The organism is Psychrobacter sp. PSP, assembly GCF_024085615.1.
GTDB classification, from domain to species: Bacteria; Pseudomonadota; Gammaproteobacteria; order Pseudomonadales; family Moraxellaceae; genus Psychrobacter; species Psychrobacter pacificensis.
Genome location: NZ_JABLTF010000015.1, coordinates 262,195 through 280,844 on the forward strand (window position 1 = coordinate 262,195; position 18,650 = coordinate 280,844).

At 42.8% G+C, this 18,650-nt stretch carries 16 protein-coding genes and 1 tRNA gene; 8 read left to right on the forward strand and 9 right to left on the reverse strand.

Annotated elements, in window-relative coordinates; all coding sequences use genetic code 11:
• Positions 1-91 precede the first annotated feature (91 nt).
• Positions 92-1,141, forward strand: coding sequence for a phosphoribosylformylglycinamidine cyclo-ligase (purM, locus tag HL061_RS05160; protein WP_071002115.1), 1,050 nt, complete (start codon positions 92-94; stop codon positions 1,139-1,141).
• Positions 1,141-1,824 carry a phosphoribosylglycinamide formyltransferase gene (purN, locus tag HL061_RS05165; RefSeq protein ID WP_071002116.1) on the forward strand — a complete coding sequence of 228 codons (684 nt, stop codon included), beginning with the start codon at positions 1,141-1,143 and terminating at the stop codon, positions 1,822-1,824. The genes purM and purN overlap by 1 nt, the downstream gene beginning before the upstream one ends.
• Positions 1,825-2,094: 270 nt before the next feature.
• Here purN and HL061_RS05170 read toward each other — a convergent pair whose 3' ends face one another.
• Positions 2,095-3,474 (reverse strand): NAD-dependent succinate-semialdehyde dehydrogenase, encoded by a 1,380-nt coding sequence (locus HL061_RS05170; protein WP_071002117.1) that lies wholly within the window; start codon positions 3,472-3,474, stop codon positions 2,095-2,097.
• A 366-nt stretch (positions 3,475-3,840) separates the two neighbouring features.
• On the reverse strand, positions 3,841-4,830 hold the full coding sequence (locus HL061_RS05175; protein ID WP_071002118.1) for a LysR family transcriptional regulator: 990 nt from the start codon (positions 4,828-4,830) through the stop codon (positions 3,841-3,843).
• Positions 4,831-5,483: 653 nt separating this feature from the next.
• On the opposite strand from HL061_RS05175, the gene HL061_RS05180 reads away from it, so the two are divergent.
• Both HL061_RS05180 and HL061_RS05185 read left to right on the forward strand, forming a co-directional pair.
• Entirely contained in the window at positions 5,484-7,070 is a 1,587-nt protein-coding gene (locus tag HL061_RS05180; RefSeq protein ID WP_071002119.1) for an isocitrate lyase, read from the forward strand.
• Between the two features lie 154 nt (positions 7,071-7,224).
• On the forward strand, positions 7,225-8,811 hold the full coding sequence (locus tag HL061_RS05185; protein ID WP_071002120.1) for a CYTH and CHAD domain-containing protein: 1,587 nt from the start codon (positions 7,225-7,227) through the stop codon (positions 8,809-8,811).
• A gap of 252 nt (positions 8,812-9,063) precedes the next feature.
• Here HL061_RS05185 and HL061_RS05190 read toward each other — a convergent pair whose 3' ends face one another.
• On the reverse strand, positions 9,064-9,579 hold the full coding sequence (locus tag HL061_RS05190; protein ID WP_071002121.1) for a L,D-transpeptidase: 516 nt from the start codon (positions 9,577-9,579) through the stop codon (positions 9,064-9,066).
• 141 nt (positions 9,580-9,720) lie between these two features.
• On the opposite strand from HL061_RS05190, the gene HL061_RS05195 reads away from it, so the two are divergent.
• The gene (locus HL061_RS05195; protein WP_071002122.1) at positions 9,721-10,998 is read left to right on the forward strand and encodes a hypothetical protein; all 1,278 of its coding nucleotides are present in this window, start codon (positions 9,721-9,723) and stop codon (positions 10,996-10,998) included.
• A gap of 49 nt (positions 10,999-11,047) precedes the next feature.
• Here HL061_RS05195 and HL061_RS05200 read toward each other — a convergent pair whose 3' ends face one another.
• The 3 genes from HL061_RS05200 to HL061_RS05210 all read right to left on the reverse strand — a co-directional run bounded on the left by HL061_RS05200 (position 11,048) and on the right by HL061_RS05210 (position 13,295).
• Positions 11,048-11,611 (reverse strand): transposase, encoded by a 564-nt coding sequence (locus HL061_RS05200; protein WP_197496735.1) that lies wholly within the window; start codon positions 11,609-11,611, stop codon positions 11,048-11,050.
• Positions 11,586-11,891: an IS630 transposase-related protein gene (locus tag HL061_RS05205; protein ID WP_071002123.1), complete on the reverse strand. Its 306-nt coding sequence runs from the start codon at positions 11,889-11,891 to the stop codon at positions 11,586-11,588. The genes HL061_RS05200 and HL061_RS05205 overlap by 26 nt, the downstream gene beginning before the upstream one ends.
• A gap of 165 nt (positions 11,892-12,056) precedes the next feature.
• Positions 12,057-13,295, reverse strand: coding sequence for an argininosuccinate synthase (locus tag HL061_RS05210; protein WP_071002124.1), 1,239 nt, complete (start codon positions 13,293-13,295; stop codon positions 12,057-12,059).
• A 293-nt stretch (positions 13,296-13,588) separates the two neighbouring features.
• Between HL061_RS05210 and pyrC the strand changes: the two genes are divergently transcribed.
• From pyrC to HL061_RS05225, 3 genes are all read left to right on the forward strand, one after another.
• Positions 13,589-14,659 (forward strand): dihydroorotase, encoded by a 1,071-nt coding sequence (gene pyrC, locus HL061_RS05215; protein ID WP_252962591.1) that lies wholly within the window; start codon positions 13,589-13,591, stop codon positions 14,657-14,659.
• A gap of 164 nt (positions 14,660-14,823) precedes the next feature.
• Positions 14,824-15,603, forward strand: coding sequence for a ribonuclease T (gene rnt, locus HL061_RS05220; RefSeq protein ID WP_252962592.1), 780 nt, complete (start codon positions 14,824-14,826; stop codon positions 15,601-15,603).
• 531 nt (positions 15,604-16,134) lie between these two features.
• A tRNA-Glu gene (locus HL061_RS05225) sits at positions 16,135-16,210 on the forward strand.
• 275 nt (positions 16,211-16,485) lie between these two features.
• Here the strand turns inward: HL061_RS05225 and HL061_RS05230 are convergent.
• The 3 genes from HL061_RS05230 to HL061_RS05240 form a co-directional block, all read right to left on the reverse strand.
• Positions 16,486-17,094, reverse strand: coding sequence for a BLUF domain-containing protein (locus tag HL061_RS05230; RefSeq protein ID WP_071002126.1), 609 nt, complete (start codon positions 17,092-17,094; stop codon positions 16,486-16,488).
• Positions 17,095-17,444: 350 nt separating this feature from the next.
• The gene (gene ispD, locus HL061_RS05235) at positions 17,445-18,179 is read right to left on the reverse strand and encodes a 2-C-methyl-D-erythritol 4-phosphate cytidylyltransferase (RefSeq protein WP_071002127.1); all 735 of its coding nucleotides are present in this window, start codon (positions 18,177-18,179) and stop codon (positions 17,445-17,447) included.
• Positions 18,180-18,309: 130 nt separating this feature from the next.
• The gene (locus HL061_RS05240) at positions 18,310-18,618 is read right to left on the reverse strand and encodes a septum formation initiator family protein (RefSeq protein WP_058024088.1); all 309 of its coding nucleotides are present in this window, start codon (positions 18,616-18,618) and stop codon (positions 18,310-18,312) included.
• Positions 18,619-18,650 lie beyond the last annotated feature (32 nt).

Here is an 18,650-nt window from a genome sequence, read left to right on the forward strand (position 1 = left end):
CTTTGCCTTTAAACTTTATCTCGCTGATTGTAGCGTGATTGACTCCCTTACTTTTTAATTCCAATTATCTATCCCCAACTGTGAGATGACTATGAGTGACAAGCCTTCTTTAAGCTACAAAGACGCCGGCGTTGATATCGATGCAGGCGATGCTTTGGTTCAGCGAATCAAGTCCGTTGCAAAAGCCACTACTCGTCCTGAAGTCGTGGGTGGACTTGGCGGTTTTGGTGCGTTATGCCGTATCCCAACAGGCTACACTTCTCCGTTATTGGTGTCTGGTACTGATGGTGTGGGCACCAAACTAAAATTGGCATTACAGCTCAATCGTCACGATACCATCGGTATTGATTTGGTCGCGATGTGTGTCAATGATTTGTTGGTTTGCGGTGCAGAGCCACTATTTTTCTTAGATTATTACGCAACAGGCAAGCTTGATGTTGATGTAGCTGCGACTGTGGTCACTGGTATCGGCGATGGTTGTAAACTTGCCAACTGCGCGCTTATCGGTGGTGAAACTGCTGAAATGCCAGGTATGTATCAAGACGACGATTATGACCTCGCTGGATTCTGCGTGGGCGTGGTTGAAGAAAGCGAGGTCGTGACTGGTGACAACGTTACCGAAGGCGATGTTCTGATTGCACTTGCCTCAAGTGGGGCACACTCAAACGGCTACTCACTAGTGCGTAAAGTCATCGAAGTTAGCGGTGTTGACGTGGCTACTAGCGATGAGCAACTAGATGGTCAACCTATTCAAGATGCCTTGATGGCCCCTACTCGTATCTATGTCAAAGCAATCAAGGCATTGCAGGATACCCTTGGTAGCTCAGCGCTTCATGCCATGTCACACATCACAGGTGGCGGTCTCACTGACAACTTGCCACGAGTGCTCCCTGATGACCTAGCGGCTAGCATCGATACCAGCAGCTGGCAGTTCTCAGAGTTATTCACTTGGTTACAGACCCAAGGCAATATTGAGCAAAGTGAGATGTACCGCACCTTTAACTGCGGCGTTGGTTTTGTCATCGTGGTGCCTAAAGACAAAGCTGAAGCAACGATCAAGACGTTGACTGACGCTGGTGAAAACGCTTGGCAACTTGGCGAAATGGTCAAACGTGAAGCCGATGCCGTGGTATACCGTTAATGTCAATTGATCAGACAAGCCAACCTGTCAAACCATTACGCATTGCGGTTTTGGTATCAGGAAGTGGCAGTAATCTACAAGTCCTCATAGACGCCATGCAAGCAGGTGCGCTACCGATTGAAATCGTTGGTGTCATTAGTAATCGCGACGACGCTTATGCCGTCACCCGCGCCAAAGACTCAGGCATCGAGGTCGCCGTACTCTCGCACGTAGAGAGCGGCAAGCGCATGGGCATCAAAACCTTTGAAAAGCACGCCACCGCACAGCTTGAAGCGTGGCAGCCTGACTTGGTCGTTTTGGCAGGCTTTATGCGGGTATTGAGTGCAGACTTTATTGATAACGCGCCTGCACCGATGATTAACCTGCACCCATCGCTACTTCCCGCTTATAAAGGGCTAGATACGCATACCCGTGTACTCTGCTCAGGTGAGCGTGAGCACGGCTGTAGTATCCATGTGGTCACCGCCGAGCTGGATGCAGGACAAGTGTTAAGCCAAGGGGTCTTGCTTATTCGTCATACCGACACGCCTGATAGTTTGCAAAAGCGCGTACAAGTGCTGGAGCATCAACTATTGCCGTGGACGATATTACAAATCGCTATTGGCGGCGTGTCATTAACGCCAAGTGAGCAAGCCTCTAGCATCTTGCCGGCCCTGCCCTTACGTCTATTGATTGACGCTTAGTTGTTTTAAGATATTAGAGCGTGCGCCTAATTCAAGTGTTTATGACTAAATGGGCTAAAAATGGCTAAATCTTTGGCAAACGGTGTCAAATAGCTGGTCAATATCTTGATATTACCTGCGTTATTTTCCTTGTTTGCCTATGATTTATCTCATTTTTATCACCATTTTTAAAATAGGGACACGCCCTATTTTCAACCGCACAAAAAACCCAGCTATTAAGTAGCTGGGTTTTTCTTTTTAGTCTTTAACAGTTTTACGTATTATTCTCTGTTATTTTCCAAATACGTGTACTGCTTTGATGTTGACAAACTCTTTAATACCAAAGCCGCCGTGCTCGCGACCATAGCCTGAGTTCTTCACACCACCAAATGGCAGTGCAGGATTGGCAAGACCGTAACCATTGATATAGACCATACCAGTATCGAATTGCTCACTGGCTAAGCGAATGGCTTTTTCTTCATCTTTTGAGAAGATAGCGCCGCCTAGGCCGTAACGACTGTCATTTGCAATGCGCATTGCATCGTCGTCATCTTTGGCGCGAATCAATGACGCCACTGGGCCAAACAATTCATCGTCGTAGGCAGGTTGACCTTTCTCGACATTTTCTAAGATAGTTGCTGGATAGAAACTGCCTTTACCTTCTGGTACTTTACCGCCAACAGCAATCGTTGCACCTTTTGCTACGCTTTGTTCTACTTGCTCATGCAACTGATCTCGTAAGTCTGCACGCGCCAATGGACCGATGTCTGAGCTGTCATCCATTGGGTCGCCAGATTTTGTACCTTCAAATTTTTCTACGATACGCTTGCGGAATTCATCATACACGCTATCGACCACGATGAAGCGTTTCGCTGCTACGCAAGTTTCACCGTTATTGACTAAACGGGCTTGGGTACAGGTCTCTACAGCGGTTTCTATATCGGCGTCTTCTAGTACGATAAAGGCGTCATTTGAACCGAGCTCTAGTACTGATTTTTTGATTGCTTTGGCCGCTTGTTGACCAACGATACGACCAGCAGCATCACTACCTGTGAGCGTTACGCCACGTACTTTGTCATTTTCAATCAATTTTTCTGATTGGTCATGGTCAATCAAAATTGTACGGAATAAATCATTTGGCAGTTCAGACTCGTGGAATATTTTTTCGATCAATAAGCCAGAACCTGTGACGTTTGCTGCATGCTTAAGTAGCACGCTGTTACCTGCCATCAAGTTAGCAATGGCATAGCGAAAGACTTGGTACGCTGGGAAATTCCATGGCTGCATACCATAGATAACACCGATTGGCTGATAAGTCACGATACCTTTTTTCATGCTTTCGATATCTCGCTCATCATCGGCAAGCGCAGCAACACCATTTTCAGCAGTGTAATCACAAATTGCTTTACATAGATCAACTTCTTGCTGGCTTTGCCCATAGAGCTTACCGCGCTCTTCGGTCATAAGGCGAGAAAGCTCTTCTTTATATTCCATCAGCTTGTCACCGATAGATTGAATGATACGGCCACGCTCTTCATGGCTCACCGTACGCCACTCTAAAAATGCATTATGTGACGCATCAACGATTTTGTTAACTTCGTCGTTGGTCATATAGTCATAATTTTTAATGTCTTCACCCGTTGCTGGGTTAACAGTAGTAATATCTGACATGTAGATGTCCTTATTATTTGATTTTATATATTCAGTATTATTGGCACTTTTAATTGTTTGGTATTGCGTTGATAGGATAACTCAATAAATGAATCGATAAGTCGTTTTCTATCTGTGCTTATCATAACAAGGTATTTGGCGAAGAGTTTTACAATATATTGTGAAGTGTGTTGAAGATGTTAACAGTGTAACCCTCTTATTAAGAATAGCTAAATATTGAATAAGACTACATAGCAACACTAAACAAAAAAACCAGCCTAGTGGCTGGTTTGGTTCGTTGAATATACCAAATATAGGTTAAACAATAATATTCAAAATGAGTTGATTACTTACTATAAGATACTTACTACTTTGTAAAAAGTCTCATTAAAACAAGTGATTAATGACAGGTATTTCTTGTGGTGGATTTTCTTCCTCAGCCACTACTTGCCGTGCCACATGCATGATTAATTGACGCAACCAACGGTGAGCAGGATGGTGCTGTAGCAATGGTGACCATGCCATGGTCAGCTCAAACTCAGGAATAAAAAAAGGCGGTTCTTCCATAATAATACTGTCGTTATTAGCCTGCATACGAGCCACACGGGTTGGCAATGTCGCTATCAAGTCTTTATTTGCGGCAAGCATGGCTGGCATCTGATAATGACGAGTGAAGACGCTAATTTGGCGTTTTTGGCCCAAACGTTGCAATGCCTGATCAATAGATCCTAGGCCACCTGATTTTTCTGGATTAACCCCAAATCCCACGCCCATCCCTGTTTTAGATACCCAAACATGTTGCGCTTTTAGGTAGTTTTTCAGATTAAAGCGGTTGGCATAAGGGCTTTCAGACGATAGCAGGCAACTAAACGTATCACGCCATACCAATACTTGATGAAAGCTCTGTGGTATCTCATTAAAACGATTAATCGCCAAATCAACACGTCCCTGCTCCATGTCTCGATAAGAGACATCTGAGGGTGTCAAAAAATCCAAAATGACGTTGGGTGCTTCCGAACGTAGTGCCTTCACTAGCCTCGGTACCAAAGTCGCCTCAGCATAATCTGATGTCATGATTCGAAAAACACGAGAGGTACTATAAGGACGGAATTCGGTACGCGGCTCTAGTACTTGAGTCAAATCTGCAAGTATCTCACGGATGCGTGGCTGCAACTCAAGGGCGCGCTCAGTCGGTGTCATCCCTTCAGAGGAGCGCACAAGCAATGGATCATTAAATAACTTACGCAAACGGCGCAAGATATTGCTCATGGCAGGCTGGGTGATACCAAGCTGCTCAGCTGCGCGAGTGACGTTTTTTTCTCGTAGCAACACATCTAGATGGACTAATAAATTTAAATCAACCCGCTGCAAATTCATATGTATTTCTCTTAGCTTTTAAAAGATAAGCACCACGGCATGCTTGGTGTTATCAGTACTGAAATTGTGATTTTCGATCTAGGACCGCATAATTTTGCGAATTTTTATTGGTTTTACCGCAAAAGATACTCAGCACAACTCAATTTCATCACCATAAGATACTGTTATAACTACATTATAACCTATAAAAATACTAAAGATAAGTATCATAAATTAGATAAATCTTGGTAAGGCAGTTATAGTGAGTTCCATAAAGGATTTGCGGTACAGACTACAAACCTGAGTTTTACGAACGGGTTATCGTCCAAAAAACAACCTAGTTAAATAGCATAGTAACGGTTTATCTCGACAGTGAAACACTACCAAGTGTCAGTATAATTGTAACATCTCTTGTTGCTAATTATGACAACGCTGTTTATTAAATGCTCAAACACCTTTGATAGACATGGACAAGCTGAATCAACACTATACATCAGTAATTATTTGTCAACTGCTGAGTTCAGCAATCTTCTTGTATTCATGCACAGGTTTGTTTAGGGTAAAGAAGACCTTTACGAGGTATTGATAGCACCACTACCAAATTTATTGATAACGCAAATTATTACTTTAACGCTCAATTTATTATTTTTTACACCCTACCAAGGAGACTATAGATGTCAACTGCATATAAATCAGCGATCGACCTAGTACGTGAATTAAAGCAAAAGCACGGCAACTGGCAGAACATTAGCGAGACTGATGCCGCACGTATGATGTCACAAAACCGTTTTAAAACGGGCTTGGATATCGCAAAGTATACTGCAAAAATCATGCGTCAAGACATGGAAGATTATGACAATGATACGTCTCAGTATACACAGTCTCTAGGTGCATGGCATGGTTTTGTGGCACAGCAAACCATGTATGCTAAGAAAAAGTACTTCGGTACGACCTCTAAAACTTATATCTATCTTTCAGGTTGGATGGTAGCGGCGTTACGCTCCGAGTTTGGCCCATTACCTGACCAATCTATGCACGAAAAAACATCAGTACCTAAGCTAATCGAAGAAATCTACACGTTTTTGCGTCAAGCTGACGCTAAAGTATTGAACGACTACTTCCGTGAGCTAAATGCTGCTGAAGAAGCGGGTCAAGACACCTCAGCTATCCTAGAAAAAATCGAAAACTTTGATTCACATGTTGTGCCAATCATCGCTGATATCGATGCAGGTTTCGGTAACGAAGAAGCGACTTACTTGCTAACCAAGCAAATGATCGAAGCTGGTGCTTGTGCCATTCAGATCGAAAACCAAGTATCTGATGTGAAGCAGTGTGGTCACCAAGCGGGTAAAGTGACTGTACCGCACGAAGACTTTATCGCCAAACTAAACGCCATCCGCTATGCATTCTTAGAGCTTGGTGTCGAAGACGGTGTTATCGTTGCTCGTACTGACTCTGAAGGCGCATCGTTGACGCAAAAAATCCCAGTATCAAACGAACCAGGTGATCTTGCTTCTAAGTACATCGACTTCCTTGAAGTTGAAGAGATTGAAATCGACGAAGCAAAAGAAAATGACATGCTGCTCAAACGTGATGGCAAATTGGTACGCCCAGTACGCCTAGCAAACGGTCTGTACCAATTCCGCGAAGACACCAACATCGACCGCGTTGTACTTGACTGTGTAACAGCTCTTGAAAACGGTGCTGACTTACTATGGATTGAGACGCCAACGCCAGATGTTGCGCACATCAAATCAATGGTTGACCGTATCAAAGAGCAACAGCCTAAAGCCAAGCTTGTATACAACAACAGCCCATCATTCAACTGGACGCTTAACTTCCGTAAGCAAGTCATCGCGAAATGGGAAGAAGAAGGTAAAGACATCTCTGCATACAATAAAGATGACTTGATGAGTGCTGACTACGATGGTACTGAGCTTGATGCAGCAGCTGACGTTGCCGCTAAGAACTTCCAACGTGATGCGTCACGTGAAGCTGGTGTATTCCATCATCTAATCACGCTACCGACTTACCACACGACTGCTCTTAGCGTTCATGAACTTGCTAAAGGTTACTTCGGTGAAGAAGGCATGCTTGCTTATGCAGCTGGCGTACAACGTAAAGAAATCCGCGAAGGCATCTCTTGTGTTAAGCACCAAGCAATGGCTGGTTCTGACCTTGGCGATGACCACAAAGAAATCTTCTCAGGTGACAACGCACTAAAAGCTGGTGGTGGCAAAAACACGATGAACCAGTTCTAATAAACCCTAGACTAGCAGTACGTACTTAAAAAACCGCCCTATATCATGTAGGGCGGTTTTTTATTGCGGTTTAAATAATCAGAGAGTGGTAGACTAATAATTATCAAGCAAAACCGTCAATCAAAGCCATCAGTCAGAATTATTAGGAGCCAATATGCAAGAGATAGAGCTGAAGTTTTTGGTACCAGAGTCACGTCTAAAGGGTTTAATGCGGCAAGTAAAAGTTAAATCTTCCCAAGTGACGCAACTGGCTGCACATTACTACGATACTCCTGACCAGCAGCTTGCACAGGCAGGTATCGGTCTGCGTATTCGCAAAGAAGGCGATACTTGGGTACAAACCATCAAAGCTGGTGGCGATGGCATTGCCGCTCGTTTGGAGCACAACGCTGTGTTAGATGACAAGCAAGTGCAGGAAATGCTTGATAATAACGAGCTGATACCTGATTTGACGATATATGAAGACACTCCAATCGCTGAGGCACTGGCTGACTTTAAACTCGAAAAGTTAGCAAAAAACCTGACCCGACTGTACGTCACTGACGTCGAGCGCACCACGCGCTTACTGACAGAAGATAATGGTGACGAAACTGATAGTTGTATCGAGATGGCTTACGATCATGGAGAAATTGTCCATGGTACTGATGACTCTCAGCGAAAAACCATTCAGGAGATAGAGTTCGAGTTGGTGTCAGGAGATTTAGATTTTTTGTTTACGACAGCCAAAACATGGTGCAAACGCTACAAGCTGTGTCTATCTACCGTGACCAAAGCTGAGAACGGTGGCTTGCTCATCAATGAACAGAACCACAGTCCAGCGGTTGGCGCTGACCTAAGCCCACTGGATGTGAACAAAGACAGTAGCATGCCCGCCTTTATACGTGCGGTCGTACACAACTGTTTATTGCAGATACTGCCAAATAGCAGTGCTATCGTCGCTGGAAGCATTGATCACGAGCATATTTTGCAAACACGCATCGGTATTGATCGTATGCAAGCTGCATTAACCGCATTTGCTGAATTCTCTGATGAGATTAACCCTGAATGGCTAACGATACTAAAGCAAACCTCGACCTTGCTTGACAATTATTACCAACTCGCTCATATCAAAGCCTATATCGAGCCTGAGCTACAGGCACTCGGAGCCCCTGCTGTTGATTGGACGACAGATATCGAGAACATAAAAATCACACCGATCAATACACTGCAAGCCAATGACTTTCAGCTAACCTTGCTAGAGCTGATTGCCTTTACCATGAGTGACCCTAGTATTGAGCCTCAAACGGATAAACTTGCTCTCGACAAGCTAGCAAAAATTCTATCGAAACAATATAACAAGTGCCTCAAAGCAGATAAAGAAACTGATGAAGTAAGCAGTACCGAGATTGTGAGCAATGATGTAAATGTTGATACGGATATCTCTGAGGATAATCAAGACGAAGCGCTACTATGCGATCACCTAAAAGCGTTACGCTATATAAGTGAGTTCTCTGCGCCTTTGTTAAGTAAGAAAAAAGCCAAGAAGAAAACCAAGCGTTGGTTAAAGCGTCTGATAAAAGCGCACATAGCGTTAGAGCAACGCAATGATGACAATCAATATCAACAGTTTTACGCGCTAAAATCGACCACAGATATTAATGCACTATATGGTGCAGGTTGGTTTGCTGCCATGCTCACCGATGACCCAATTTATATCGAAACGCGTTTGGCTAAATTTAAAGACAGCTCAACATTTTGGTAAAACGTATTACTCGGTAAAGATACCTCGATAAAGATACCTCGGTAAAAATACATCGCTTAGTAAAAAGGACAGCTTTTATCAATAAAGCTGTCCTTTTTTATAGATAAACCATTTTATTTTTTTCTCTGATCTTATCGTTCAATATTTATACCTTTCACTACCATCCTTAGCCGTCATCGGATTTTTTGGCTCAAATACCGATAAATAAATATGCTATAGAAATATAGAAATAATAAGCACAATTAATCTTAGTTAATCTGCAACGATCATTACCGGCATACCCTCTTCGACTTGCTCAAATAATTCCACGATATCTGTATTACGCATACGTATACAGCCATGTGAAAGCGGTATACCCATCGGCTCAGTATCTGGTGTGCCGTGGATATAGATGTAGCGCTCATAAGTATCACAGCCGCCTTGACTGTTGCTACCTTTATTCGAGCCTTCTTCCAAACCGCTCAACCAAAGAATACGGCTCAGTATCCAATCACGCTTGGGATGTAACGTGCTAAGAGCGGCATCATACACCTCGCCAGTCGGCACACGGCCCACAAACACAGCATTCATAGGCTCACTGCCGCCTATTTTTTTTGCAATGATATGCTGACCAAGTGGCGTGCAACCACTATCTTGCTGACTACCGAAGCCATTTTTTGCCGTAGAGACGGTATATTCAGTGACCTCAGCTTGCTGCTTATGCATTGTTAATGTCTGCTTAGCAATATTAATCACTAGATGTTTATTAAAAGTTTCATTATTCGTCATAAATGCTTCCCGCTATCAATCATCCATAAGATAACTGTTAAGGTAATTAGTAAAACTGATTCAAAATTTCTATTATCAAGGGATTGTGTCAATGCTTTTGGCACCGTAATATAGAGGCACACTTTTTGATGCTAGCAGATTATGACGACTATTTCACCGACACGTGTGTCGATGTATGATTTTTTATATCATGATACCAAGCCTATGCTGCCACTTTTGGCTGATGCCGCACAGCTCTCATTGCCACAAGCGAGGCTGGCGATGGATGCCAGTCTACAAGCTATTGTGAGCGCGCTTCTTGCCTATCAGCAGCAACATCAAGAACAAGCACTCAGCAAAAGACTATTTGGACGTGCTGCTGTCAAAGAGTTACGACAATACAACTCCATGAATTTTGCGACTCTTAAGGCGACGTTATATCACCGAAACGATGCAGCAGATGCCGTTTTTAATAACAGCGCCCGTGTGATAAAAATCAGTGATCATATTGCTGAAGATATTCATGCAAAAACGCAGCAAGTTCAAATCTTACTCACCTCTTTGTGCGTGATTGTCCTTCGAGAATTGGCTATCTTGGCAGAATACAGTCAACTCGATAGTGACGAGATGAATAAATGGTTTGCCCTACAGCCACAGTTTTTGTCCGCAGCACGCTTTAACAATGTACAAACGCAAGCAGTGCCTACTCTTGAGTCAGAGCGTGCTAACAGCGAGCCGGCCACACTGACAGAGTCTGTAGAAGACAAAGAGTCTTTGGAAAATCATGCGCAGAGTGTAGAACTCAAGCTATTACACGCTGAGCAGTTATCAAGCACCCCGCCACCTTTTGATAGCCACTGGTACGAGTTGACAGGGTTCGAGCCTAAAAACCATGAACCTGTACAAGACATGCAATTGGCAACGGGTAATTACTTAAAAGCTATTGGACGCTCACCGGAGAACTTGCCGCAGGGTCGTCATAACGACATGCTAGTATTTGAAGAGATGCATGCTATTGCCTTGCCACATCAGCGCTGGTTACTGCAGTTGGCAAAAATCTCTGACATCTATCTCAGCAGAAACCGTCTGCGTATCAATTCTGAACCGACCACCCCGCCAAAGCCGCCGTTGGTAAGCTTAGGATTGATCGGTGGCAATAATGACAACACGCCAGCGACAACGAGCGAAAAGCCGATAGAATATGACGCTTCCACACCGCTTTGGAAAAACCCTGTCATTCTTATTATTATACTTGTCATCGGTGTACTGGGGGCGCTCGCTACGCTCAAATATCAATCGCAAAAGTCTGATGGCGTCGTGCTCGCCACCGAAGAAATATTAGCCCAAGATATCACTGATGAGCGGCAGCAACAAGATGTCGCTATTGTGAGAGTGGACGATGAAGAGTCTGATACGGCAGAGACAGCACAAGCTCAATAAAGACATGTGCTTTCAATAAACTAATGTTCAAAACAGAGTCTTGATATAGTCACTGCACTACAAAAGAGTTATGTTTTGGATGAATATCATAAAACAATTTAGATAAGTCATTTTCCATCCAATCTTGGCGTAAAAACTTCACTTGAGCCCACTTTTTCTCGATGGGATTTAAGTCAGGACTATAAGGTGGTAAGAATAGAAGCCTGTGACCATGCCTGTTAAGCAGCTTTTGAACGCGCTTATGAAAGGCTGCATTATCCATAACGATCACACATTTTCTCTTAAGCTTTGGTATCAGCGTGAACTTGCACCAGTGATAGAAAATCTTTTTATTAATGTTGGTCTTTAAGCAATCGAGTGCAAACAGCGTTTTGCCATATAGTGCACCAATGACGTTGGTTCGATCTTTGGCTTGCCAATTGTAACTGCCAATGCAGGGGCTACCAATGGGTGCATAACCACAAGGACGCATCGTTTCACTCTCAAACCCACTTTCGTCCATATAGACAATAGCAAAGCCTTGAGCAATGTAGTGGTTAAGCTTGGCTAGATAAGTCGCTCTTTTCACAGGACAGGCTTTGGGATGCTCAAGTGTCTTTTTTTTTGCTAACACCAATACGCTTTAAGGCTTTACTGATGCCTGTTGGGCTACAATTAAAACGCTGTGCTCGCTCATAGTGATAATCGTCAGGGTGGTCTTTGACATCTTGAGCTAAGGCTTCATCCTCTATTTTGTAGGGCTTAATATATCGAGTGGTTTTACTATGAAGACGCTTTTTCCACTTCTGGATAGTCGTTGGACTGATATCATAGAAAACAGCAGCTTCAGCAAAGGTCATGCCCTCATCTAAGCTTTTTAAGACTTGTTTGCGATAATCTAGGGAGTAAGTCATGGTTATTTATTGTGGTAATCGTTTAGTTGATTTATTTTATAACATTTTTGTGGTCATCTGACTATAGAAACGCATCAGCCATAAAAAAAGAGGCGCTATTTATATAGGCCTCTTTTTTATTGCTGTTGAGCTAAATACTTAGTTAACTATGTATAATCGAAACGCTTATTTAGACAAATCGCGACCACGGCTAGCTTCGATAGCCAAACGCAGACCATTTAGACGGATAAAACCTTCTGCGTCTTTTTGATCGTAAGCACCTGCATCATCTTCGAAAGTTGCAATTTTTTCGTCAAATAACGAATCATCTGACTTGCGACCGACGACGCTCACAGCACCTTTGTATAATTTTACACGTACCGTACCGTTGACGTATTCTTGTGATTTGTCAATCAATGCCTGTAGCATCATACGCTCAGGGCTGAACCAATAGCCATTGTAGATGATTTTTGCATAGCGTGGCATGAGCTCATCTTTTAGGTGGGCAGCTTCACGATCAAGCGTTAGTGACTCGATACCGCGATGGGCTTTTAGCATAATTGTGCCAGCTGGCGTCTCGTAGCAACCACGTGACTTCATGCCAACATAACGGTTCTCAACGATATCTAAACGGCCGATACCATGTTTACCGCCGATTTCATTCAGCTTAATCATGACTTCATAAGGCTTTAGGGCTTCGCCATCGATAGCAACGATATCGCCTTTCTTGTATTCTAGTTCTAGATATTGCGCTTCATCAGGCGCGTCTTCTGGACTGACAGACCAGCGCCACATGTCTTCTTCTGCTTCAGTGTACGGCTCTTCTAGAACGCCACCTTCATAAGAGATATGTAGCAAGTTGGCATCCATTGAATAAGGAGATTTTTTCTTATTGCCTGCATAATCAATAGCGATGTCATGCTCTTTGGCATATTGCATTAAGCTTTCACGGCTTGATAAATCCCACTCACGCCAAGGAGCAATCGTTACCACGTCTGGTGACAAAGCGACAGCACCTAGCTCAAAACGAACTTGGTCATTCCCTTTACCAGTTGCGCCATGACTGATGGCATCGGCATTGTGTTCTTTAGCAATCTCAACCAAACGCTTGGCAATCAGTGGACGTGCAATCGATGTGCCAAGTAAGTACTCACCTTCATAAATGGCATTGGCACGGAACATCGGGAATACGTAATCACGGGCAAACTCTTCGCGCAAATCTTCGATATGGATGTGCTTGATACCCATTGCTTGAGCTTTGGCTCTTGCTGGCTCAACTTCTTCGCCTTGACCGATATCAGCGGTAAAGGTGATCACTTCCGCATCATAGGTTTCTTGCAGCCATTTAGCGATGATTGAGGTATCAAGACCACCTGAGTATGCCAATACGATTTTATTAATATTTTTTGGATCAAGTTGAGCCATGAAAAACTCCTGTTATGAGAATTTAGTTTTAGTAAACGCGCTAAGATCAAATCGTAAGCAAGTTAAAAAGAAATTACCTGCTCAGTGTACATCATATTTACTATAGGCAAAAGTCTAACTGCCATAAGGCGTGTGCTTTTGGCTTAAATCTTAAAAAGGGTTAAATAGTACTCAATGAATTATGTACAGATATTTCGCCTTATATTTAGTCAACTGGGTAAATCTGTTATGATAGTCGCACAGTATTATCCTCTTTTTTTCCTTTATTTGACGATATAGAGCGCTTTGACACTATGACTGATTCGATTAGAGAATTAACCATCCTTCAGCCAGATGATTGGCATATTCACTTGCGCGACGATCAGGCTTTGAGCACCACTGTGCCACACGCAGCAGGTAGCTTTAACCGTGTGATCTGTATGCCAAACCTTGTGCCACCAGTCAAAAATGCACATGATGCGCAGGCCTATCGCGCGCGTATCATGAAAACTTTGGCAGCAAGCGATTTAAGTCTTGAGCGAAAATCAGCCTTTGATCCACGTATGACTCTGTACTTAACGGACAATACCACCGCTCAAGATATCGAATTGGCCGCTCAGTCAGGCATCGTACAAGCGGTCAAACTTTATCCTGCTGGAGCGACCACCAACTCTGCCGATGGTGTTACCAATATCAATGCCTGTGTCGATGTATTTGAAGCACTAGAAAAGCACAATTTACCACTATTGATACATGGTGAAGTGACGCAAGACCATATAGATATCTTTGATCGCGAAAAACGCTTTTTAGATGAAGTGCTGGCGCAAATCATCGTCAAATTTCCAACATTAAAAATCGTGGTAGAGCATATAACGACCAGCGATGCAGCAGATTTTGTATTGGCTCAAGGCAACCATGTTGCTGCTACTATTACGCCGCAGCATTTAATGTTTAATCGCAACCATCTATTAGTTGGTGGTATCAAACCGCACTTTTATTGCTTACCTATCTTGAAGCGTGAAAGCCATCAAAAAGTCCTGTTGGATGTGGCCACGAGTGGTAATCCAAAATTCTTCTTGGGTACCGACTCTGCGCCACATGCTACCGACAAGAAAGAAGCCGCTTGCGGCTGTGCTGGTTGCTATAGTTCAGCAACTGCCCTGCCGTTATATGCCACTGCGTTTGATAGCGTTGGCAAAATAGATAAGCTAGAAGGCTTTGCCAGTCGCTTTGGCGCGCAGTTCTACGGTCTACCTCTAAACGAGAGTACCATTACGCTTGTCAACACGCCTATGCAAGTACCAAACGACTACCCTTACTTTGATGGTGCATCATTAACGCCGCTCATGGCAGGTGAAACGTTACCTTGGTCGCTTAAGATTTAGTAGCCACACAGCCTAGCACTAACAAAGCAACCTATTATTTTTTCTATAATGCCAATGATACCTTTGTACTAAACCTCATTAGTGCAAAGGCGTTATCGATGTTATGAAATAATGATGTGCAATTCCATATACCAGCACGACTGATAAAAGTGATTGAACTTGATATGACCAATCAAAATACAGCAACCTTGCCTGACGCAGATGTCTCAAATTCCACGGATGACGACCTGAACGTAATTCCAAGTGCTGCTACTGAAGACAAGGGCGACGATGAGCAAACACCCTTGAGTCTAAAAGACCGATTTCGTAAGTTTTTGCCTGTCGTCGTCGATGTCGAGACAGCGGGTTTTAACTCTCAGACTGATGCGCTATTAGAAATCGCCTGTATCCCTGTACTACTTGATGAGCATGGCGTATTTTACCCAGGTGAGGCATTCAATGCGCATATTGAACCGTTTGAAGGGGCGAATTTAGAGCCCAGTGCCCTTGCCTTTACTGGCATCGATCCTAACAACCTAATGCGCAAAGCCATTGCTGAAGATGAAAAAACGGCCCTTCGCCGTATCTTCAAAGGCTTAAAAGAAGTACGCCGCGAAGAAGAGTGCCGTCAATGTGTTCTGATTGGACACAACGCGCATTTCGATTTGGCATTTCTAAATGCAGCTGTGCTACGTACCAATAGTAAGAATCACAATCCTTTTCACAATTTTTCAGTGTTTGATACCGTGACTTTGTCTGCACTGGCATTTGGACAAACTGTACTAGCACGGGCATGTAAGGCAGCAGGACTCGAGTTTGATGGTAAAAATGCTCACTCAGCACTGTATGACACTCAAAAGACAGCCGAGCTGTTCTGTCACATACTCAATAATTATCCTATGCTCGCTAATGCGATGCACAATGAAGAAGCTACAGAAGCATCAGCTGATAACGATAGTGAATAAGTCACATATCATATATTGCCAATCATACATAATAGTGCTATTTGTAATATTTGATGACTTTGACATCTTGATTTGATAATCAATAGGGATATGATTGATATCACGATAAGCAGATGGAATTATTTTGTATAATAATAAATGTCATATTTTTGGACGACTAATATGACTACTTATGATGAATGTCGCGCCTAAGCGATGCAGTTATATCCTATAGATAGTTCAAGTTGCTCACTTTGCCTTGTTAGCGAATACTATCGAGGCCTAATAGGAGGGACTTTATTATGGATCCACAACTTAAGTTATGGGGAACCATCCTAGGCTATATGTTGCTCGCTTTAACTATTAGTGTTTGTACTTCCCTATGGATTCGGTATCATTTAAAGCGCAATGATCTCCATCCTCGCCGTGCAATTAAAAAAAGATATTTAATTTTAAAAAGACGTAGAAAAAGGCTTGACAGGAAACGCAGACGCTACTAAAATACGCACCACTTCAGCATAAATGGTGAAAGCAGTTGAAGTGTTGTTACTAGTCCCCATCGTCTAGAGGCCTAGGACACCGCCCTTTCACGGCGGTAACGGGGGTTCGAATCCCCCTGGGGACGCCACTATTTGGCGTCACTTGTTAGCATCCAATAAGACTAACAATGGTACCACCGAAACCCCAACTCATAATATGTTATGAGTTGGGGTTTTTTATGTCTGCTCTTTCTTAATATCCAAGCTAGTTGTTTAATTAGAAAAAGCCAGCATTGAATCAATGCTGGCTTTTTCTTGTTTGTCTGCTCAACTAGATATAATTAGTATTTAGCTCGATGAGCAATCGTATGAACATACTTAAAATCATAAGAGAATTAACGCCTATAACTATATTATTTATCGATTACAGTATTAGCCATAGCAATGTGGCAGCTATCATCAAGCCGAGTACCGTCTGAATTAAAAAGAATGCTTGGTGTTGACCAACGACCTTACTCAACGTCACCCCTAGCGTACTGTATTTGACAGGAGGCGTATCAACGTTACCTGTTCTCGTTTGCTCTTCATAGTAGCCCTGCAATATGTCCAAGAACTTCTGCCACTCATTAGAATCCCACTCATACGGCTTAAATGGCATTAACTTTTTAAGTTCAGGCTCTTTAGTCATCCAACGCTCAAGGGTAATTGAACGTAATGACCAACTGGCAAAACGACGTTTGGTAATCTCAGAAAAATCTAAAACCTTCAATTCTTTATGTCGATCATCTATCAACAAACGATTTTTTAGGTTGGTTAGTGCCTGCTCTGAGCCTTCGACACACTGCAAAAAGTAGCCATTGCCATAGCAAAGAATACCCGTGATATTATCTATTTGATTGCGTTCGACCGAGGTCTCTGAGATGTCATTAAGCGTGCTAGGACTTGAAAGACCAGTAGAGGTAATCCGGCTTATATATACAAGCTGGCAGAGATCTGTCGTTACTGGATTTGTTGAATCGTTGATTGTTGACAATCAGCTTCTCCCTATTATCAGGTAAATGTCGCTAAAACAATCATACTAACTTCAGAAAATATAGAGACAACATAACTAAGCGTAATAAATCGGCCTGATATATTATTGATTTTATAAGTTTTTATATTAATTGTATTAAGTTAGTTACATCATAGTTTAGATTGGTCATCAAAGCAACCTTTTATTAATTAATAGTCTTGCTTATATACAAAAAACATGTTTTAAATATATATTAAATTAATATATATTAACTTTTATTGAATCTAAAACTTGCCGTGAAATTGATGCGATATTGACAGTCATTACCTTGAGCTATCTGATATAAATACGAAGCAAATCTATAAATTTGATTAATGTGAGAATTGGATATCAAGAATTGCTGCCAGTAATATAGCATCATCAGGATACGTAAGCTTGATGTTTTGTCGACTACCCGGCACCAAACGTATAGGTAGCTCTAAGTGCTCAAAAGCACTGGCTTCGTCTGTAATACTGAGCTGATGTTCAGATACATAGCGTAGGACGCGTTTCAGCTGACCTAAACGAAAAACTTGCGGGGTTTGGGCTTGCCATATGTTGCTACGGTCAATAGTGCATTTCGCATAAGGAATGAGTCTATCTTCCTCAGTAGGTGTGATTTTCTGATAGGAGCTCTTCAACGTATCGGCCACCGGTGTCGCTAAGATAGCACCATAAGGCTCCCTCATCGCCGCTTTAATAACTTGATCGATATCCACACTCGGTACAGCGGGACGTGCCGCATCATGAATGAGTACTAAATCCGTATCATCGGCGCCTGACTCACTGATGGCCTCTACCCCTGCCTGCACTGATTGCCAACGCTCGGCCCCACCAACTGCGTAATATATAGGAAGCTCAAACTCTAGCTCCTGCGCTGTGCTGTCGTCTGCTGCTACGACCAATAGGCATTTATTAATATAATCGCTATGACCAAGCCTAGCCACGCTGTGCTGCAACAAAGTCTGCTCTTGTAGCGTTGTGTACTGTTTGGCAATGGATGCACCAAAACGGCTGCCGCGACCAGCTGCGACGATCATGGCGTGTATATTAGGGGTTTTATTCATAGTGTGATACTCATGGTTGAACCCATGACGATATATTTAAAGAGAGATAGTGAAAATGATAAGAATGACGGATGGCTTTATAATAAATGATAATGCTTGATATCACATCATACAGACCGATAGCTATAGCTTAATAGCTACTATGCGTCGTTGGTGCAGTTGATACTTGGACAAAAGTTTCATTTGGTTTGATTAAGCCCAAATCTAAGCGAGCGTGCTCTTCTACCGCCTCAAGTCCAGTTTTTAGATCTTGCACATCGGTACGTAATAGATTGTTTGCTGCCACTTGGTTATCATTTAAGCGTTGTTGCTCTTCAATTTGAGCCGTCAACTTGTTATGTTCAAAATGGCCATTTTCCCCCAGCCAATACTGATATTGCAATCCCAAAAGCACTGCAACGGCTAGAGCAAGTAGTATAAATTGGCTAAAATATTTCATAAGGTGACAACGCCAAACAACATAGAAAAAAT

What these genes read in the sequence shown, in the direction of transcription:
- HL061_RS05240 (WP_058024088.1), bottom strand. Translation starts at nt 18,618, where the DNA reads ATGAAATATTTTAGCCAATTTATACTACTTGCTCTAGCCGTTGCAGTG.
- HL061_RS05180 (WP_071002119.1), top strand. Translation starts at nt 5,484, where the DNA reads ATGTCAACTGCATATAAATCAGCGATCGACCTAGTACGTGAATTAAAG.
- HL061_RS05205 (WP_071002123.1), bottom strand. Translation starts at nt 11,891, where the DNA reads ATGACTTACTCCCTAGATTATCGCAAACAAGTCTTAAAAAGCTTAGAT.
- purN (WP_071002116.1), top strand. Translation starts at nt 1,141, where the DNA reads ATGTCAATTGATCAGACAAGCCAACCTGTCAAACCATTACGCATTGCG.
- rnt (WP_252962592.1), top strand. Translation starts at nt 14,824, where the DNA reads ATGACCAATCAAAATACAGCAACCTTGCCTGACGCAGATGTCTCAAAT.
- HL061_RS05190 (WP_071002121.1), bottom strand. Translation starts at nt 9,579, where the DNA reads ATGACGAATAATGAAACTTTTAATAAACATCTAGTGATTAATATTGCT.
- ispD (WP_071002127.1), bottom strand. Translation starts at nt 18,179, where the DNA reads ATGAATAAAACCCCTAATATACACGCCATGATCGTCGCAGCTGGTCGC.
- HL061_RS05185 (WP_071002120.1), top strand. Translation starts at nt 7,225, where the DNA reads ATGCAAGAGATAGAGCTGAAGTTTTTGGTACCAGAGTCACGTCTAAAG.
- HL061_RS05175 (WP_071002118.1), bottom strand. Translation starts at nt 4,830, where the DNA reads ATGAATTTGCAGCGGGTTGATTTAAATTTATTAGTCCATCTAGATGTG.
- purM (WP_071002115.1), top strand. Translation starts at nt 92, where the DNA reads ATGAGTGACAAGCCTTCTTTAAGCTACAAAGACGCCGGCGTTGATATC.
- HL061_RS05210 (WP_071002124.1), bottom strand. Translation starts at nt 13,295, where the DNA reads ATGGCTCAACTTGATCCAAAAAATATTAATAAAATCGTATTGGCATAC.
- pyrC (WP_252962591.1), top strand. Translation starts at nt 13,589, where the DNA reads ATGACTGATTCGATTAGAGAATTAACCATCCTTCAGCCAGATGATTGG.
- HL061_RS05195 (WP_071002122.1), top strand. Translation starts at nt 9,721, where the DNA reads ATGACGACTATTTCACCGACACGTGTGTCGATGTATGATTTTTTATAT.
- HL061_RS05170 (WP_071002117.1), bottom strand. Translation starts at nt 3,474, where the DNA reads ATGTCAGATATTACTACTGTTAACCCAGCAACGGGTGAAGACATTAAA.